Origin of the sequence: Paenibacillus alba, from assembly GCF_013204855.1 — a bacterium.
In the GTDB taxonomy this organism is placed as follows: domain Bacteria; phylum Bacillota; class Bacilli; order Paenibacillales; family NBRC-103111; genus Paenibacillus_E; species Paenibacillus_E alba.
In genome coordinates this window covers 107874-124971 of record NZ_JABMKZ010000014.1, presented here as the reverse complement: position 1 = coordinate 124971, position 17098 = coordinate 107874, and the positions used below count along the sequence as shown (strand labels likewise).

Genomic DNA, 17098 nt, shown 5'->3' with positions numbered 1-17098 from the left:
GAAATTCGATGCGTTCTACAGTTCATAAATTTTTCTCATATTACAAACCGTATTTAAGCCTGTTTATTTTAGTATTAGCCTGCTCCTTTATCACATCAGTTGCGACCTTGGTGTTTCCGCTGCTCGTTCGGTATATTACGAAAGATATTCTCGAAGGAGACTTATCAATTGCTCTCCATGAAGTGTATGGGGTTGGGGGGCTAATGCTAGTTTTAGTCGCGATCCAGAATATCGGTAATTACTTTGTGGACTACAAAGGCCATGAAATAGGCGCTCGCATGGAAAGTGATATGCGCAGTGAACTATTCGCTCACATGCAAAAGCTTCCGCATAGCTTTTACGATAAAGAAAAGACAGGCCGGCTCATGTCGCGAATAACGAATGATCTGCTGCTGCTTTCCGAGCTGTACCATCACGGTCCGGAAGATTACATGAAATATCTCGTTCGCTTTGTTGGAGCATTTAGTATTTTGTTCTTTATTAACGCGCCATTAACGATTGCCGTATTCTGCTTTTTACCATTTTTAGCGCTCTTGGCTTTGTATTTTAATAAAATGTTGAATAAGGCAATAAGAAGAAACAAAGAGCGAATCGGGGATGTAAATGCTCAGGTAGAGGATAGTCTTACGGGTATCCGTGATGTAAAATCGTTTGCCAACGAGATCGTAGAGATCAAGAAGTTTAACCAGGAAAATGTCCGTTTCTTCGAAAGCCGTAAGATCACGTATAAAGCTGAGGCGCTTTTTTACAATAGTTTTGAAACGATTATTCAAATGATTACGATTACGGTGATCATCTTTGGCAGTGCCAGTATCGTCAACGCTACTTTAGACTTATCGGATTTGCTTACTTTTTTACTCTATATCGGTTTTATGATCGAGCCGATTCAACGACTGAATCATATGAGCACACAGCTTCAAGAAGGAGTCACTGGCTTTCAGCGCTTTATGGAAGTCATGAATTTGAAGCCGTCAATCGAAAACAAGTCGAATGCCATAGTTTTGCCGGAGATACACGGGGAGATTGAGTTCAGACAAGTTTCCTTCTATTATGAAGAACATTTGGACAGAGTTTTACAAAACATTTCGCTGCGTATCCAGCCGGGTGAGTATGTTGCCTTAGTGGGTCCGTCTGGTGTGGGTAAAACGACATTATGCTCGCTCATCCCTCGCTTTTACGATGCGATAGACGGGGAGATATTAATAGACGGGATTAACGTCCGTCATATCGGCCTAGAGTCATTAAGAAAAAAAATTGGTTTTGTGCTGCAAGATGTTTTCCTTTTTGCTGGGACGGTGATGGAAAATATCCGTTATGGAAATCAAGCAGCCAGCGATGAAGAAATTATCGCAGCAGCCAAGCACGCCAATGCTCATGATTTTATTATGAACTTGCCAAATGGTTATGACTCCGAGATTGGCCAACGGGGTGTCAAGCTGTCCGGTGGACAGAAGCAGCGGCTAAGCATTGCTCGCGTATTCTTAAAAAATCCACCCATTCTCATTTTAGATGAGGCAACAAGCGCACTGGATAACGAGAGCGAAAGAATCATAAAGGCATCCTTAGAACTGCTGGCAAATGGGCGTACAACCATCATAATTGCCCATCGCCTTTCCACAATCCGCAATGCAGGGCGAATTATCGTATTGACGGAGGACGGTATTGCGGAACAAGGTACGCATGATGCATTGCTTGCGCGAAATGGCGTGTACGCTAATTTGTATGCGAAGCAGTTTTGAATTGTAATTATTTTTAAACGATGATGGGCTCTCTCTTTCACGGAAGGGGGAGCCTTTGCACGTGGAGTTATTCTTTGAGCGAAAGCACGCTGAGCCTGCCAAAAAGGCCGTCTCGGGAGGGAGACAGCATCGAATTTGCTCTGAGTCTGCCGAAAAAGCAGTCTCAGCGCGCGAAGAAGGTTGCATCTCCGCGAAAGCACGCTGAGCCTGCCGAAAAGGCCGTCTCGGGAGTGAGACAGCATCGAATTCGCTCCGAGCCTGCCGAAAAAGCAGTCTCAACGCGAGAAGAAGGCTATATCCCCGCGAAAGCACGCTGAGCCTGCCAAAAAGGCAGTCTCGGGAGGGAGACAACATCGAATTCGCTCTGAGCCTGCTGAAAAAGCAGTCTCAACGCGCGAAGAAGGCTGCATCTCCGCGAAAGCACGCTGAGCCTGCCGAAAAGTTTTTTCATTATGGCGCTCTCCCGAGTGAGTCGGTTTCACTACCAAAAAGTATTTAGAGCAAACTGCTCCATTGCCTCTTTCCGTAAAGAATCCGAACGATTGTAACGGTTTCTTCTTTTTCTGAGATGACATAGAACACGATGTACGAGTCAACGAGTATATGTCGAATGCCATTCGCTGCCAATCGTTCATCGCGAACTAAACCGTTTCTAAAAGGCATTTGCTCCAATTGAAAAATGGCCTCAGCGATTCGGGTAATCATTTTTCGCGCTGTCGTCGGTTCCAATAATTCGTTTGCGATATAGTCGGCGATTTTTCGCAAATCGGCTTCTGCCAGCTCAGTGATTACTAAATGATATTTTCGGCTCACTCAGAAATTCCCTTCTCGATGTCTGCAAGTGCCTTCTGAAAAGGTCGTACCTTCTGCTTTTTCAATTCATCCATACCTTCATCCAGTAGCTTATACAGTTCGAACTTTCCCACTATTTTTTCGTATGTTTCAATACTCATTACAGCTAAATCGCCTTGACCATTCTTTGTAATGTAGACAGGCTCATCATATTTATGGCAAAACTCAGATATCTCGTTGTAATGATTTCTTAGATCTGAACTGGGGCGAATATTTGGCATATTAATTCTCCTTCTGTCAGTATATCGTTATTTTATCAAAATAACGATATGTGCTCAAGGTTGTTGAGCCAAATTTTATTTATTTTCTCAGTGCGTCAAGAAGGAGCCTAGGTGCATTTATGGAGCTTAAGGGATGTACGAATCCTGATTAGCGGAAGATTCAGACGCCGTGCTCCTACACGTGAAGTATATTCTACGAAGATTATTCATCCGTTCCGTCCGCGCGGGCGAACCCACCGGGGTTCTCTCCCCATGGCTCCAAATGAAAGAAGCACCACAACCAATAGGTTGTGATGCTTCTTTTACATATGGAGCCATGGGGGATGTATGAATCTCGATTTAAATGGCTAACGAAGCAAAATCGACGCAGACAAGCCTAGCGGAAGATTCAGACGCCGTGCTCCTGCACGTGAAGTATATTCTACGAAGAATACTCATCCGCTCCGTCCGCGCGGGCGAACCCACCGGGGTTCTCACCCCCATGATCCATACAAAAAACCTCAATCCAAATGGATTGAGGTTTTTCTAGTATGGAGCCTAGGGGGATATATGAATCTCGATTTAAATGGCTAACGAAGCAAAGTCGACGCAGACAAGCCTAGCGGAAGATTCAGACGCCGTGCTCCTACACGTGAAGTATATTCTACGAAGATTATTCATCCGCTCCGTCCGCGCGGGCGAACCCACCGGGGTTCTCACCCCCATGATCCATACAAAAAACCTCAATCCAAATGGATTGAGGTTTTTCTAGTATGGAGCCTAGGGGGATGTATGAATCTCGATTTAAATGGCTAACGAAGCAAAATCGACGAAGACAACCTTAGCGGAAGATTCAGACGCCGTGCTCCTGCACGTGAAGTTATTCTTCGAAGCCTATTCATCCGCTCCGTCCGCGCGGGCGAACCCACCGGGGTTCTCTCCCCATGGCTCCAAATGAAAGAAGCACCACAACCAATAGGTTGTGATGCTTCTTTCACATATGGAGCCTAGGGGGATCGAACCCCTGACCTCATCGCTGCCAGCGATGCGCTCTCCCAGCTGAGCTAAGGCCCCGCGATGACGTTATTAATAATGTCGACTTTTCGTATTATACATGAATTAGTTGCCTCAGGCAAGCCCTTGATGCAGAAAATTATTATTCCTATTTTTCTGGCCTTAGTCATTTGACGTTTCTGTTGCAAACAGCGGTAAACGTTGTTTTCAGCCGCATGTTCATGCTACGCTAGGAAAATAAACTAGTTGATCGTGTAGGAGTGACGGAACGTGTCGAACGCAGTGTTGTATTGGACTTTCTTGGGTATTGCTTTTGTAATCCCGTTTGTGATTGGCGTGTGGCTCATGCGGAAAACGAATCGCTTAGGATTCTCATTCTGGATAACAACAGCTTTAAATATTGTTTTAACGCTTGCTGCGGCACTCTGGTGGAAATCAGTGACTTCGGATACCTTCTATATGATGTTTGGGATTGCTTTTTATGGAGTTTCAGCGGTAAATCTGATGGTGATCGAATTTTTTGCTTTGTTCAGCATTCGTAAGAAATTGAATCCATAAGGGGATAAAATGGATATGCAGCGTGCAGCTTCACACAGATATTTTTATGTTTTTCTAGCTGCAGCCGTCCTTTGGATGGCGTTTATTTTTTTTAAGTCGGCGGAAACGTATCAGCAGCAAAGCTTGCGTCCTCTTTTAGAATCCAAGCTCACTGCGGACCAGTTGAAAATGAGTGTACCGCGCTTGAAATTTACGTATGATCATCAATTGGTTTCATGGGAGGACCCCATTGGTATAATTGAGTTCTTCATAAGAAAAGCAGGGCATGTTAGCGAATTCGCTATCCTAGCCCTGCTCTGGTCCTTAGCGCTCTTGGCGAAGCCTGTTAAAGTCGTCATCGCACTGCTCACCTCCTCAATCATTTCGGTGCTCTATGCGGCATCCGATGAATGGCATCAAACTTTTGTCAATGGTCGAACGGGTCATGCGATTGATGTTGCGATTGATTCCATTGGCGTTGTTCTCGCTGTTCTCGTAATCCTCGCTGTTGTCGGGATCCGCAAGTGGATTAAACGAAGAAGAATAAGCTAGTTAGCAGCATGTACACTTTTCTTTTCTTGATGGATTTAAACTTCCAAAGCTCGCGAGCTTCAGCTTCCAAATCCTGCTGCTGCCATTGCATTAATTTTTCAGATACATATAAGTCTGTTGGTTGCATCATGAACACCTCCCTTTCTTTTCCTGTTAGGTTAAGTTTACATCTAGAATAAGGGGAACAAAAAGTGTATAATTCACTTTAATGATTTCCCCTTTTACGGATAGGAGTTGGATTATGCAGCTGTTGAGCCATTTCTTAGAGCTTCGGGCAGGTTTTGAGCATGGGGTTGAACAGGTGCCGCAGCCTATTACGTTAGATGAATTAGCGGATCGGTTGTATTGTTCAACGCGGAATGTGAAGCTTTTGCTGAGAAAAATGAGTGATCAGGATTGGATTTCCTGGAAGCCCGGAAGAGGTAGAGGCAACGTTTCAGAGCTGACGTTTCTGGTTTCTGCTGAGGATATGATTTCGAAACAGGCTATGGCTCTAGCGAGTCAGGGAGATTATAAAGGGACGATTGAGCTGATACACCAATTGGGCAGGGGAGAGGCGTTGCAGGACTCTTTCATCGATTGGCTATTCAGTTTTTTTGGTTATCGCGCGGTTGAGCACGAGGAGCGTTATAAGGACACGCTGCGTTTTCCTGTGTACAAATGGCTGGTCTCTTTGGATCCGGCCTATTCGTTTTTTGCTTTTGACAGCCATCTTATGAATCAGATTTTTGATACGCTGGTTCTGAATAATCCGCAGACGCAGGCGATTGAGCCACATTTGGCACACTACTGGGAAGTTAGTGAAGACGGTTTGCATTACACCTTTTATTTGCGAAAAGGCGTACTGTTCCATCATGGCCGAGAAATGACGGCATCTGATGTCTATTATTCCATATCCCGGATCAAGGAACTGGGTGCGGCTGCAAGCCAAGGCTGGATGACGGAAAGCATCGAGAATATGACTGTGCTTAATCGGAGTGCGATAGCGATTGAGCTGAAGCAGCCGAATGTTCTCTTTTTGCAGCAATTATCACATTCATCTTTAGCGATTTTGCCTGAGGAAATTTGCCGCGATAATGAGGAGATTTTCGGAAGAATGCCGATTGGAACAGGGCCTTTCCGGCTGGAACGCAATGACGATTATATTTGTAAGCTGCGTGCATTTGACAGCTATTTTGGCGTAAGGCCTCATTTGGATCAAGTGGAAATTTGGCTTTTGCCTCACGATTTGGCCGAGGCGGGTCCAAGCTGGGACACGGTGCAGGTGCTTTGTGACCATACGAATTCCCGTAAACCCGTGGGAGCAGTTGGGAAGGATTCGGAATGGCACCAGATTGAGCAGTCTATTCTAGGGTGCAGTCTCCTCACGTTCAATCAGAGTAAAGATGGCCCGCAGCAGCATCCGTCCTTTCGACAAGCGATTGATCTTATCCTAGATCGCGAGAGGATGATTGAAGAGCTCGGCGGCTTCAGAGAGGCGCCTGCGAGCAGTTTTTTGCCTACCTTGATTGGATCGGCTGCTCCTTATCGGACAGATGTGGAAGAAGCGAAACGATTGCTTGATGAGATAGGATATCGCGGTGAAGCTCTAGAGATGTTCATCTATAGCAACAATAATGAAGATGCGATTTGGATATGCCAGCAGTGTGCCAAAGCAGGCATTCACATTCATCTGACGACTCGTGAGAAATCGGAGATGATGAAGCTCGATACGATCATGGAAGCTGATCTGATTTTCTATCACATTTGTATGGAAAGTGAGTATGACCTTCATATTATTCAAACGCTGAAGCAAAGCAATAGCTATGTCCGTGCCCATTTGAGCGAAGAACGCATGGCTTGGGTCGATCAGGAGATTGATAAAATTCTTCTGAATTCCAGCAGGGAGGAGCGTATTTGTCAGCTGCATCAGCTAGTTGAGGTTCTGCAGGAAGAGAAGTCCTTCCTATTTGTTCTCCATCGCTCCTTGCAAACGACTTATCATGATTCGATTAAAGGCGTGAGTATAAACGACCTGGGTTGGGTTGATTTTCGGAAAATATGGTTCGCCCCCAGCGGTTGATAAAAGCTGCAAAACGGGAAATACTCTCTTTATGAAAAAATCATTTGGAGGGTAAGGAAGATGAGTAAAATAAAAAAAGCCAGTATTGTACGCTACACAGAACGAAATGATGTGCGGTGTGTGGATGTTGAGGTCAAAGCGGATGGTATCGATGGTTTGCTGCTTGCTGAGTTTGCGGCAACAGCCGATCATGACTTTGACCTGAGACATGTGTACCGCAAAGAGGCGTCGAATGAAATCGATTGGTATGATAACAATTTGCATGAGGCGTTTCAGGACGTATCCGAGGAGCTATTTCACAATAAGTGGGTGGAACGAGAGGAATTTAAAGAAGAGATCCTAGCCATGGGCTCGATTCGTACAGATTTGGAAGAGCATTTTAAGCTCAGTCGAACGGCATCCCTCTTTCATACAGATGATGTAGAGGATCAAACTTATTTACACTAAAGAATGAAAAAACGACCCTTTAGGGTCGTCTTACATAGGGTTCGTAACGGGTTTCCATTGCATGCCACCGAGCATTAGCGACGAAGAATCCAATAAAGAAAAAGACGAGTAAACGAATGGGAATCCACACTGGATTGAGTTCCCTGAAACTGATGATTTCAATAATACTGGTCACTATCGTTAGTCCGATGCCCCAAGGGAGCAGGCCGAATAGAATTAAATATTTGGATCTGCCCAGCTGTTTTCTTTTGTGCCAAAGCTCTTTGCGTGGATCGCTCATGAAGGTAACTCCCTTTTTCTTTTCATTATATCATATGCGGGGTGCAGCTGCGATTCGTAAGTTGTGCGAAGTTTATGAGGGAAGCATCGGGCAAATCGATGCTTTTTTCTATGGATCGGATGACCAACGTCCTCATAATATGGTAGTATTAGGAAGTTGAAAGGGGGGATTACCGTGTTACTCAAATTTTTGGCTTTTGGTTTGTTATGGCGTCTTGTTGGCAATCCGTTTCTCGCACTTCTTATTCTACTCGTGATTCTATATCTGTTAGATAGAAGATTTATCGGACTAACGCCAAATATATTTAAGCCATTTCAGCTAAGCCGACGTGCTTCCAAATTGCGAAACGATTTGTATGCAAATCCGCATAATACGTCTGCGAAGCTTGAATTAGCTCGAATTTTACTTGAACGCAAAAAGTATCGGGAAGCCCTTCCCTACTTGGAACAAACACTTACGATCATGGAAGACTCTGCTGATGTGCATTACGAAATTGGGTTGTGTTATTTAAAGTTAGGCGATCTGAGCAAAGGCGAAAGCTTGATGCTTGAAGCCGTAAAGCTCAACCCGCGTGTCAAATTTGGCGAAGCTTATTTGCGGCTCGGCGAGGCGCTGGCTCCTAAGGAACCGGAAAGAGCTGCCAGCTTCATCGAGCAGTTCCGCGACCTGCACTCTTCATCAGTCGAAGCCTACTACAGGCTGGGCCAGCTCTATAAGCAGCTGGGCCGCACGGAAGACGCGAAGCGTGCCTATCGCGAAGCACTGGATATTTACCGCGGCCTGCCGCGCTACAGCCGCAGACAGCAGCGGCGTTGGGCGCTTTTGGCGCGGTTCCAATAAGAAGAACCTGAGGTTAGCGCCTCAGGTTTTTCTTATTGATTATGCTCGTAGACAGCCTAACGAGCAGCCAAGAACCAAACAGCCCGATCACAACGGAACAGATCGTGTGAAGGTCATAGAGCAGAAACCTCCCTTGCTCAGGCGCTAGACGATCCCAGAGGGTCAACAGCGCGGGATGCAAGAGGTAGATCCCGAAGGATGCGGCTCCCAAGGATGACATCAAGCGGCTTAACGACGAGCTCATAAAGACGAGTCTGCGCGCCCATTGCAAGACGCAAAGCGGGATCGCCAAGCAATAGACAAGAAGCGCCAGCTCGTACCATGTATTTTCGAGGGAAATCAGGCTATATTGGTGAAGCAGCAGCATTGAGGCATAACTGGCTCCGGCTATCAGCGCGATGCTCCAAAGCCAGCTTCGATAACGATTGGACCAAGAAACAGCAGCAGAATAGTGAATCCCGACAAAAGCCCCGCATGCGAACAACGCCAAGTAGCTGATAAATAAAGACGTGTATTCAGGAATAGGATGCACCCAATGATGGAAGCCATACCCTGAGACTTGAAGGATAATTCCTAGTGGAATCAGGCTTTGGCGGAATCGGGGGAATCGTTTTGCGGCCGTCATCAACAATGGAAACAACAGGTAGAACTGCACGATAATAATCATATAATAAAGATGATAGCTGGCATTCCCGGATACCAAAAGTTTGATGAAGTAAACAGGGTCAACATGGATTTCTCCATGAAACATGAATTGATTGAACAGGTAGTAGAACAATGACCAGCCTACATACGGAATCAAGATTTTTCGCACGCGCTTGGTCCAGAAGGCAATTGCCATACCCGGCTCCCAGCGGTCGAAATAGGTGTAGAATAGGACGAGACCGCTAATCCAGATGAACAAGGGAACGGTGAATAAGCTAATTTTGTTCAAAATGAAAAATAAAGCTTGCGAAGCGGTGCCGAGCGGCAGCAGAGTCGCGTTTGAGGTGCCATGAATAAGAAGAACGGCAATAATAGCCAACGCGCGCACGTTGTCGATTTCAGGTAGCTTGGGTCTGGATAACATAAGTTGTAAAATCTCCTTTTTTCACTTTTTTCACTGTAACATGAAAGAAATGAGAGAAACAACAATAGATCACAGTGGATCTGGCTTGCTTGACGCTTAATAGCTCCCGCGATACACTGATAGAAGATTGAAACAAGCGAGATCAAGAGGGTGAACGAACGTGAGTTATGAATATGTCATGCAGGCGGTATTGCTAATATTTTTGGTCATTATTACTTTTTTTGCAATGATGATTTGGACGAAATGGCGAAAAAGAGGACGGAGATAGCCCCATGTATTTTATTAATCATGAACAAATTGATCAAAGAATTGAGTTCCTGTCATCGCTGGCTGAGGCGAGCAGTCAATTGGTGCAGCAGTGGGATCAAGGCACCAATAATCTTGTATGGCAGCTTGCGCAAGAACGTATTTTGCACTTGGCTATTGAAACGGTGACGGATATCGGAAGTCTGCTGATTGATGCTTTTATTCTACGTGATGCTAGCAGCTATGAGGATATCGTGGAAATTGTGCACGGAGAAGGTGCTTATTCAGAGCCATTGAAGGAAACTCTGCTGCAGCTGGTGAAGCTTAGAAAGCCGCTAGTCCAGGAGTACGTGGAATGGAATCGGCAGGAATTAAATCCGTTAATTCGGATCATTCCGGTGACTTTTGAGGAATTCGCTGCAAGTGTTCGGGCATTTATCAAGAGTGAACTGGAATAACATACATAGTTGTTTCTTAATTTACTTATTGGGCATGTTGCTGTAAAATGAGACTTAAACAACAGTCCGAAGGCAGGTGAGCAAATGAATGCAGCACTTGAAACATCCACACGAAAAGTGATTCTTTCTATGCTCAAAACGCAGGGACCTTTAAGTGTTCATGACATGTCCAAGCAGCTCGGGATTACGGAGATGGCTGTCAGACGCCATATTCATGCCTTAGAGAAGGATAATTTGCTTGAAACAAAGCTCGTCCGGCAGGCGATGGGCAGACCGACAAACGTATACACATTAGCCCCACTCGCGGATGAATTATTTCCTAAGAAATACATGCAGCTTACCATAGATTTATTGGATGAACTGCTAGAAGGCGAAGGGAATGAGAAGATTGATCGCCTTTTCGAAGGCAGGCAAGACAAACTTCAGGCCCGCTACGCATCAAGAATGCAGGACAAAAGCTTGGAAGAACGGGTAGCCGAGCTAGCACTCATCCAGAATGAGAATGGCTATATGGTGGATTGGTCACAAGTGGAAGAAGGCGAGTTTGTGTTCAGTGAGCATAACTGTCCCATCACACAAGTGGCTAACGTGTTTCAACAAGCATGCAGATGTGAATTAGCCTTATTTCAAAATTTGCTTGATGCCAGTGTGGAGCGAACGGAATGTTTGGCCAAAGGCGGCAACAAATGTTTATATATCATTTCCCAAAATAAATAGCCATCTACCTGAGCGTTATGTTCTCGTAGACGGCTATTTTTATTTGTCTATTTCCAAACTAATTTGTGCACAACTATTCAAAAAAAATGTCGAAATGTCGATAAAATTTTAAAAAGGTTTATTAGAGAGAGGGCGATTAACATGATGTGGCTGCGTAACCGGAAGTTGTCCTTTAAATTGGGAATTGGCATTGGTTTGGTGCTTTTGTTGGCATTTGGAAGTTTGATTGGCGTGAATCTCAAGCTAATCTATACTACGAGCTTAAGCCATGGAGAGTCTGAGGCGAATCATGCTTCTGGAGGTGTATCAACAGGTTTTCAACAAGAAGTAGATGAAACGATCTCTATCTTATCGGTACTTCGCGGGGTGGTTTTGGATGCAAGCATGACGAAGTCACTGACACGTGAAGCCGTCGTAAGAATGTTAAGCACTGAGCTAGGGCAGCATGATAATCTTCTGGGTTTGTATACGCTTTGGGAACCTAATGCTTTTGATAAAAAAGATGCGGCGAATATAAAGAAACAGCCGTACGATGACAGCACGGGCCGTTTTATTCCTTATGTGGTCAAAGTTGATAATAAAATCGATGTGCAGCCGCTGCTTGATTATGAGAAAGATGGTGCAGGGGACTACTACCAAATCGCCAAGAAAACGAAAAAAAATACATGGATTGAGCCTTATCTGTATCCGATCAGTGGAAAAGATGTATTGATAACGTCGTTAATTATGCCAATTTTGGATAAGCAGGGAAATTTCGTGGGGATCATAGGCGCAGATATAGCGCTTAGCGATTTGCAGAAACAAATTGAACAACTGAAGCCGCTGGGCGGCTATGAAACGATGATTTCGTCAGCGGGTAATTACGTTGCACATGGCAACTCACCGGATAAAGTAACCAAAAACTATAATGAAAACCCGGCAGCCGCATCCGTGTGGGATGGTGTCAAGCAAGGGAAATTATCCGTCTACATGGAGGGAAGCAGCGGTCAAGATCTCCATTTATTCACGCCGATTGTTCTGAAGGATTCAGATCAGACCTGGTTTATGGAAACAATCTTTCCCAAGAAGATGATTTTGAATGTTTTTTACGATGAACTCAAGCTGTCCCTAGTCATTGCTATTTCGGCATTGATTCTACTTGCAGTCACTATGTACTTCATTATTAGAATGCTGGTGCTTCGTCCTATTCGTGCGGTAAGTCAGCTTTCCGTTAAACTGGCAGAAGGCGAATTTACCGAGAAGCTGACCGTCCATAGTAAGGACGAATTCGGAATGATGTCCGAACAGTTCAACACAATGGTCGATAAGCTGCGCGCTATGATCAACACGGTCACTGAGCACGCCATGTCGGTTGGAGCCACCTCGGAGCAGCTTACGGCAAGTGCCGAGCAAACAAGTCGAGCGGCGGAAACGATCACAATCTCGATTCAGGAGATGGCTGCCGGATCCGAGACCCAATTGAGCGATGCGCAAGAAACCTCGCGCGCGATGACAGAAATGGCGATAGGTGTACAGCGGATTGCCGAGTCGACGGCTCACGTTTCTGATTCTACAGATGAGGTGAGAGTGAAAACGTCAGCAGGGAATGAGAATATTCAGATGGCTGTTCGTCAGATGACGGTGCTCAGAGACAGAGTTGATGAATCTTCGCAAGTTATTCGCCGACTAGGCGAGCGCTCAGAAGCGATCGGAAATATCATTGGCGTCATTTCGGCGATAAGCAAACAAACCAATTTGCTCGCTTTGAATGCGGCGATTGAAGCATCCCGAGCAGGGGAGCACGGCAAAGGCTTTGCCGTAGTCGCAGCTGAAGTTCGCAAGCTTGCTGAACAATCGAATGCGGCTTCTCATGAAATTGTCGAGCTCATCAGCGAAATCCGTGAGGATACGAAGCTAGCTGTGAAGAGCATGGATCAAGGTACTCTTGAAGTGAACAGAGGCGTTCAAGCTGTAACGGAAAGCGGACATATCTTCGCTTCCATTACGACAGAAATGGATCAAGTGCACCGACAGATTCAGGAAGTCTCAGCAGCTTCGGAGCAAATGTCAGCAAGCACAGAAGAGGTTTTGGCTACTGTGGAGCAGTTGGCGAGCATCGCCAGAAGCTCCTCAAGCAATGCTCAAAATGTGGCTGCCGCTTCGGAAGAGCAGTTGGCTACGATGGAGGAAATCGGCGCTTCAGCCGAGGCCTTAGGCAGCCTTGTACAGGAGCTTGTTGATTTGCTTTCCCGATTTAAGGTTTAAGCATTCAGATTAAAAAGGCTGTTCTCAAGTCGTTTTCTACTTGGGAGACAGCCTTTTTTGTGACTAAATCTGCCTCAAGCGAGGCAGCAATATATGTATGAGTTCGTTCCAGCAAGCAAGGCGTATCCACTAAACTCTGCTATCTCTATTTGGATGCCGCGAGCAAGCTTGCCGCCTTGTTTGTGATCCACTCGAAACGACCAGCTTCGATCTCCTTGAGGTTGATGAGGGAGCCGCCGATGCCTAAGCCGTAGCAGCCAATATCCAGAAACTGCTTAATATTGTCCTCCGTAACGCCGCCCACGGCAATCATCGGAATGTGGTCCAGAGGCCCCATTAATTCTTTGATATAAGTGAGCCCAAGGCTCCCGCTTGGAAAGATTTTAACAGCGGTTGCGCCTGCTCTCCAAGCCTTGACGATTTCTGTCGGTGTCATAGCCCCAGGGAAAATGGGAATGCCTTGCTCACTGGACCAACGAATGACATCCTCGTCCATGTTCGGGGTGACCAGAAAGGAAGCACCCGCTTGAACGGCTTTCTTGGCATCTTCCAGGTCGAGTACAGTTCCAGCTCCGATGTACATCTGAGCCCCCCAGTGCTGCTGCAGCGAGCCAATCATATGAAGGGCACCGGGAGTATTCAGGGTAACCTCCATAACGGTCACGCCGCCTTTCAGAAGCGCTTCTGCGACAGCTTGGATATGTGCCTCCTGGACCCCGCGTACGATGGCTATGATTCGGGTGCGTTCAATCTCTTTAAGTCCTTGCTCTCTGTTCATGTTTCTCCTCCAGTAGGTATCGTTTGTTTTTCATTATGACAGGTCCCTGAAATTTTTCCAGTTTTTTTGTGTCAAAACAAGCTGCTGCTACTTATACTGTAGTAATTCATAGGCATTCGTCTAGAAGCCGACACGCATACGCGCTTTTTTAAGCTCACACAGGAGGTGCTCGTCATGTCTTGGATCGAGATCAGTATGGTCAGTTCAGCGCTTGCTTTCATTTTGCTCATTGGATTTGCTGTGCGATTCCTAATAGCTGCGAAACGCACGATTGTTCATTTGGATGACGCCATTATAGAAATCAAACAGCATGTAATTGCCACAGCAGAACAATCAGAGCAACTTTTGAAGCAAACGGGGCAACTTACTGAAGAGGTGCATAGGCAAGTTCTTGCACTTGAGCCGACGATTCAATCCATCGAGAAAGCAGGAGCCTCTATAGGGGATGTCGCTTCTGTTATTCGCAAAGGGGCACACCTGATGAATGAATCTATTCATGGTGCGGAAAAGGTTGTACATACCCACCAGAAACGTATTCAAGACGTCATGGAGTGGACAACGACGGGCTACGAGCTGTGGCAAAGATGGCAGGCGCATCGGAATGCCAAATCAGATCATTAAGGAGTGGATGTTACATGTCCAATGAAAAAAAGGGAAAAGATCTTCTCATCGGAGCTGTGGTAGGCGGCTTGCTGGGAGCGGCAACTGCGCTTTTATTCGCACCTAAATCGGGCCGTGAGCTAAGAAGTGACATTGCCGGGCAAGCGCAAGCGGTAAGCGATAAAACCGTCCAAATTGCCAGCACGGTGAGCCAAAAGACACAAGGTGTTGCCAAAAGCGTAAGCCTTGCAACAACGGAAATTGTCGGTAAAGCGAAAGACGCGGCTTCCGGTGTTGTGGACACAGTTCGTTCGTGGAAAGAAGCAAAAAATGAAGATGAGCTTGATGATATTCAAGCGTCTGAGGCTGCTGAAGATTTGGTTATTGTAGGGAATCGCTAAAACAATAAAACCTCCGATGCCTTTTGGTGTCGGAGGTTTTGGATTTACCACTTCGATGGATCAATTTTGCGAATATCGAGGCCTTCCCACACATTTTTGATGGGAGCCGTTTCGGGATGATCGTACAGCAGCCATGCTGTGGGAAGATAACGTTCCCCATACTCGCTGGAAGGTTTATTGATAATAGCATTATTATGCACGAGTACGGTTGAAGCACCGCCGTCTAAATTCGCTGCTGTTACTGCGCCATGCGCAAGGAATATTTCCTGCACATCATATAAGGTTGCGCCGATGCTATGCTTCTGCCTGCCATCAATAATAGCGAACAGAATAGAGCCGTCTTTGGTTTGTGCCATGCTCGTTCGTGGAGCTATGCCCCAGCCATCGGCCTGGCTTTTAATTTGACCAACGCCATTGACAATGAACCGCGGACTGAAGGAAACAGCTTCCTGTACGCCCATGTCCACCAGCTCAGAGACTTTGTACTTGCCGGCAATCATTCTGCCTTCTTTGTCAATGCCGACAACTTGCACCGTGCCGTTCATGCCTTTGTCATTGTAAAAGATTTTGCCTCCGGACATCACGATGCCTTCTGGCTGAAAGCCATTGCCTTCCCAGTTGGGATCGATAAATCCGCCGCCGTTCACACCGAGAATCGCTCCGGTTCTCTTCACCATGGAGGACACTTTTTCGCCTTTGCCGACCTTCTCAGGTACGGCAATTCGCAGCTTCTTGGGGTCGGAAATGGTGACAAGCTGTCCTTTGAAATTGCTGCCGGATATAGGCTCAATCTTAACTAATTCTTTTTTAACAGTTACGGGGGTTTGGGCATTTGGGCTTGGCGGGATTTGAACAATCCCTTTATCTTTCTCATTTCCCATGTCATCAAAACTTTTCCAATAGGCCTCAACACGCTTCTGCAATTCAGTTGAACCTATCAAATATTTGGCCCAATCCCGATGTTGGGTTGTAATCAACGTATCCGCCATCATCAGTCGTATATTCGACCCTGAGGCAGTCAGGAAAAACCAACAAAGCGATAACACAGCAAGGAAAGCCACACTTAAAATCGCATATACGAAAAAATTCAATCCTTTGGATCTTCTCCGTTTATTGCTCGCTAGACGAGACGGCGGGGAAGCGGTTTGTTGGACAGCCATGTATGCAGTACCAATCCTCTCTACCAAAAATCATTTTAACCACACTTATACTTAGACGAAAAGAAAGGAGAAAAGGTTTCAGATTGCACTGAACCGTTTCTCCTTTTTTTGTAAATATGGCTTCAGCCAGGAAATTTTAATGGAAAGAAACCTGCTTCTGCCGTTCCCGTATTGCGGTCGTAATGAAACTCGAGAGCTTTGCCGGTATTGGCTGCGACACTGCGAATAAGCAGATCGTGATATTTTTTTTGTCTAATCGCCGCGATAACGACATATTTGCCGATACCTAGCGGATCGAAATAGAGCTTGCCTTCTCGCTCCACATATTTCTGCACATAATTCAGATTGACGAATAAATCGGTATCCATCTTTTTAAAGCCTTGTTCATCAAGCTGATCCAGAAAAAGACTGAAATCGAGCAACGAGTTCACACTTCTGTTGATTTGACCAAGTCGTGTATGAAAGATAATTTCTTTGGACGTGACTTCAATATACATAGCGTCCGACATAGCGACTTGCTCTTGTTCAGCTTGCTCAGCCATGAGCTCCTGCTCATTTTCTAAGTAGCCGGCTTTGGCCATAAGATCTGTGTACGAAATGTTGTAGGCATCCGACAGCTTCTTTAACGTAACGGGTGAAGGGTTGATTTTCTCATTTGTCGAACGATTCCGCTCTAATTCAAGGTCCCTAATATAGGCATGTGAAAGTCCGCTTTTGTGGGCTGCTTCACGTAATGACATCTTACCTCGCAAGCTTTCCAAAAATTTACCGAATCCTTCTAATTGCTTCATAATTGTGAATCCCTCCATATACTTCTTATTGTAATTGAGTTTGCGTGAAATGAAAATGTCTAAAGCCCAATTGGTGCTATTTCCCTCAATTTCCTGTTCAGAGGCCTGCGT

19 protein-coding genes and 1 tRNA gene are annotated in these 17098 nt (G+C 45.7%); 11 read left to right on the top strand and 9 right to left on the bottom strand.

What is annotated here, in order from left to right:
* Positions 1-8 precede the first annotated feature (8 nt).
* Entirely contained in the window at positions 9-1739 is a 1731-nt protein-coding gene (locus HQN90_RS18905; protein WP_173221487.1) for an ABC transporter ATP-binding protein, read from the top strand.
* Positions 1740-2234: 495 nt separating this feature from the next.
* Here HQN90_RS18905 and HQN90_RS18900 read toward each other — a convergent pair whose 3' ends face one another.
* The 3 genes from HQN90_RS18900 to HQN90_RS18890 form a co-directional block, all read right to left on the bottom strand.
* Positions 2235-2552 (bottom strand): type II toxin-antitoxin system mRNA interferase toxin, RelE/StbE family, encoded by a 318-nt coding sequence (locus HQN90_RS18900; RefSeq protein WP_173221485.1) that lies wholly within the window; start codon positions 2550-2552, stop codon positions 2235-2237.
* A complete protein-coding gene (locus HQN90_RS18895; RefSeq protein ID WP_173221483.1) occupies positions 2549-2812 on the bottom strand; it encodes a type II toxin-antitoxin system Phd/YefM family antitoxin in 264 nt (87 codons plus the stop codon). The genes HQN90_RS18900 and HQN90_RS18895 overlap by 4 nt, the downstream gene beginning before the upstream one ends.
* Positions 2813-3792: 980 nt before the next feature.
* Positions 3793-3865 (bottom strand) — tRNA-Ala (locus HQN90_RS18890).
* Positions 3866-4075: 210 nt separating this feature from the next.
* On the opposite strand from HQN90_RS18890, the gene HQN90_RS18885 reads away from it, so the two are divergent.
* Both HQN90_RS18885 and HQN90_RS18880 read left to right on the top strand, forming a co-directional pair.
* Positions 4076-4363, top strand: a complete 288-nt coding sequence (locus HQN90_RS18885) for a hypothetical protein (RefSeq protein ID WP_173221481.1) — start codon at positions 4076-4078, stop codon at positions 4361-4363.
* Between the two features lie 9 nt (positions 4364-4372).
* Positions 4373-4894 carry a VanZ family protein gene (locus HQN90_RS18880; protein WP_246362609.1) on the top strand — a complete coding sequence of 174 codons (522 nt, stop codon included), beginning with the start codon at positions 4373-4375 and terminating at the stop codon, positions 4892-4894.
* Here HQN90_RS18880 and HQN90_RS18875 read toward each other — a convergent pair.
* Complete coding sequence (locus HQN90_RS18875) at positions 4872-5024, bottom strand: hypothetical protein (protein ID WP_158082188.1); 153 nt, start codon at positions 5022-5024, stop codon at positions 4872-4874. The two genes, HQN90_RS18880 and HQN90_RS18875, sit on opposite strands and share 23 nt — an antisense overlap.
* A gap of 111 nt (positions 5025-5135) precedes the next feature.
* Here HQN90_RS18875 and HQN90_RS18870 point away from each other — a divergent pair, with 111 nt between their 5' ends.
* On the top strand, positions 5136-6956 hold the full coding sequence (locus HQN90_RS18870) for an ABC transporter substrate-binding protein (protein WP_173221479.1): 1821 nt from the start codon (positions 5136-5138) through the stop codon (positions 6954-6956).
* 60 nt (positions 6957-7016) lie between these two features.
* Positions 7017-7403 (top strand): hypothetical protein, encoded by a 387-nt coding sequence (locus tag HQN90_RS18865; protein WP_173221478.1) that lies wholly within the window; start codon positions 7017-7019, stop codon positions 7401-7403.
* 19 nt (positions 7404-7422) lie between these two features.
* On the opposite strand, the gene HQN90_RS18860 is transcribed toward HQN90_RS18865, so the two are convergent.
* Complete coding sequence (locus HQN90_RS18860) at positions 7423-7683, bottom strand: hypothetical protein (protein ID WP_173221476.1); 261 nt, start codon at positions 7681-7683, stop codon at positions 7423-7425.
* A gap of 174 nt (positions 7684-7857) precedes the next feature.
* On the opposite strand from HQN90_RS18860, the gene HQN90_RS18855 reads away from it, so the two are divergent.
* Positions 7858-8523, top strand: coding sequence for a tetratricopeptide repeat protein (locus tag HQN90_RS18855; protein ID WP_173221474.1), 666 nt, complete (start codon positions 7858-7860; stop codon positions 8521-8523).
* 13 nt (positions 8524-8536) lie between these two features.
* Here the strand turns inward: HQN90_RS18855 and HQN90_RS18850 are convergent, their stop codons facing one another.
* The gene (locus HQN90_RS18850; RefSeq protein ID WP_173221472.1) at positions 8537-9592 is read right to left on the bottom strand and encodes an acyltransferase; all 1056 of its coding nucleotides are present in this window, start codon (positions 9590-9592) and stop codon (positions 8537-8539) included.
* Between the two features lie 272 nt (positions 9593-9864).
* On the opposite strand from HQN90_RS18850, the gene HQN90_RS18845 reads away from it, so the two are divergent.
* From HQN90_RS18845 to HQN90_RS18835, 3 genes are all read left to right on the top strand, one after another.
* Complete coding sequence (locus tag HQN90_RS18845; RefSeq protein ID WP_173221470.1) at positions 9865-10296, top strand: DUF86 domain-containing protein; 432 nt, start codon at positions 9865-9867, stop codon at positions 10294-10296.
* An 84-nt stretch (positions 10297-10380) separates the two neighbouring features.
* A complete protein-coding gene (locus HQN90_RS18840; RefSeq protein ID WP_173221469.1) occupies positions 10381-11013 on the top strand; it encodes a helix-turn-helix transcriptional regulator in 633 nt (210 codons plus the stop codon).
* A 141-nt stretch (positions 11014-11154) separates the two neighbouring features.
* Positions 11155-13257 (top strand): methyl-accepting chemotaxis protein, encoded by a 2103-nt coding sequence (locus tag HQN90_RS18835; RefSeq protein WP_173221467.1) that lies wholly within the window; start codon positions 11155-11157, stop codon positions 13255-13257.
* 145 nt (positions 13258-13402) lie between these two features.
* Here HQN90_RS18835 and HQN90_RS18830 read toward each other — a convergent pair whose 3' ends face one another.
* Positions 13403-14035: a bifunctional 4-hydroxy-2-oxoglutarate aldolase/2-dehydro-3-deoxy-phosphogluconate aldolase gene (locus HQN90_RS18830; protein WP_173221465.1), complete on the bottom strand. Its 633-nt coding sequence runs from the start codon at positions 14033-14035 to the stop codon at positions 13403-13405.
* A 174-nt stretch (positions 14036-14209) separates the two neighbouring features.
* On the opposite strand from HQN90_RS18830, the gene HQN90_RS18825 reads away from it, so the two are divergent.
* Together HQN90_RS18825 and HQN90_RS18820 are read left to right on the top strand one after the other, a co-directional pair.
* Positions 14210-14656, top strand: coding sequence for a DUF948 domain-containing protein (locus HQN90_RS18825; protein WP_173221463.1), 447 nt, complete (start codon positions 14210-14212; stop codon positions 14654-14656).
* A gap of 14 nt (positions 14657-14670) precedes the next feature.
* Positions 14671-15036, top strand: a complete 366-nt coding sequence (locus HQN90_RS18820; RefSeq protein ID WP_173221461.1) for a YtxH domain-containing protein — start codon at positions 14671-14673, stop codon at positions 15034-15036.
* 44 nt (positions 15037-15080) lie between these two features.
* On the opposite strand, the gene HQN90_RS18815 is transcribed toward HQN90_RS18820, so the two are convergent.
* Both HQN90_RS18815 and HQN90_RS18810 read right to left on the bottom strand, forming a co-directional pair.
* Positions 15081-16196, bottom strand: coding sequence for a phosphodiester glycosidase family protein (locus HQN90_RS18815; RefSeq protein WP_173221459.1), 1116 nt, complete (start codon positions 16194-16196; stop codon positions 15081-15083).
* 122 nt (positions 16197-16318) lie between these two features.
* Complete coding sequence (locus tag HQN90_RS18810) at positions 16319-16987, bottom strand: helix-turn-helix domain-containing protein (protein WP_173221457.1); 669 nt, start codon at positions 16985-16987, stop codon at positions 16319-16321.
* Positions 16988-17098 lie beyond the last annotated feature (111 nt).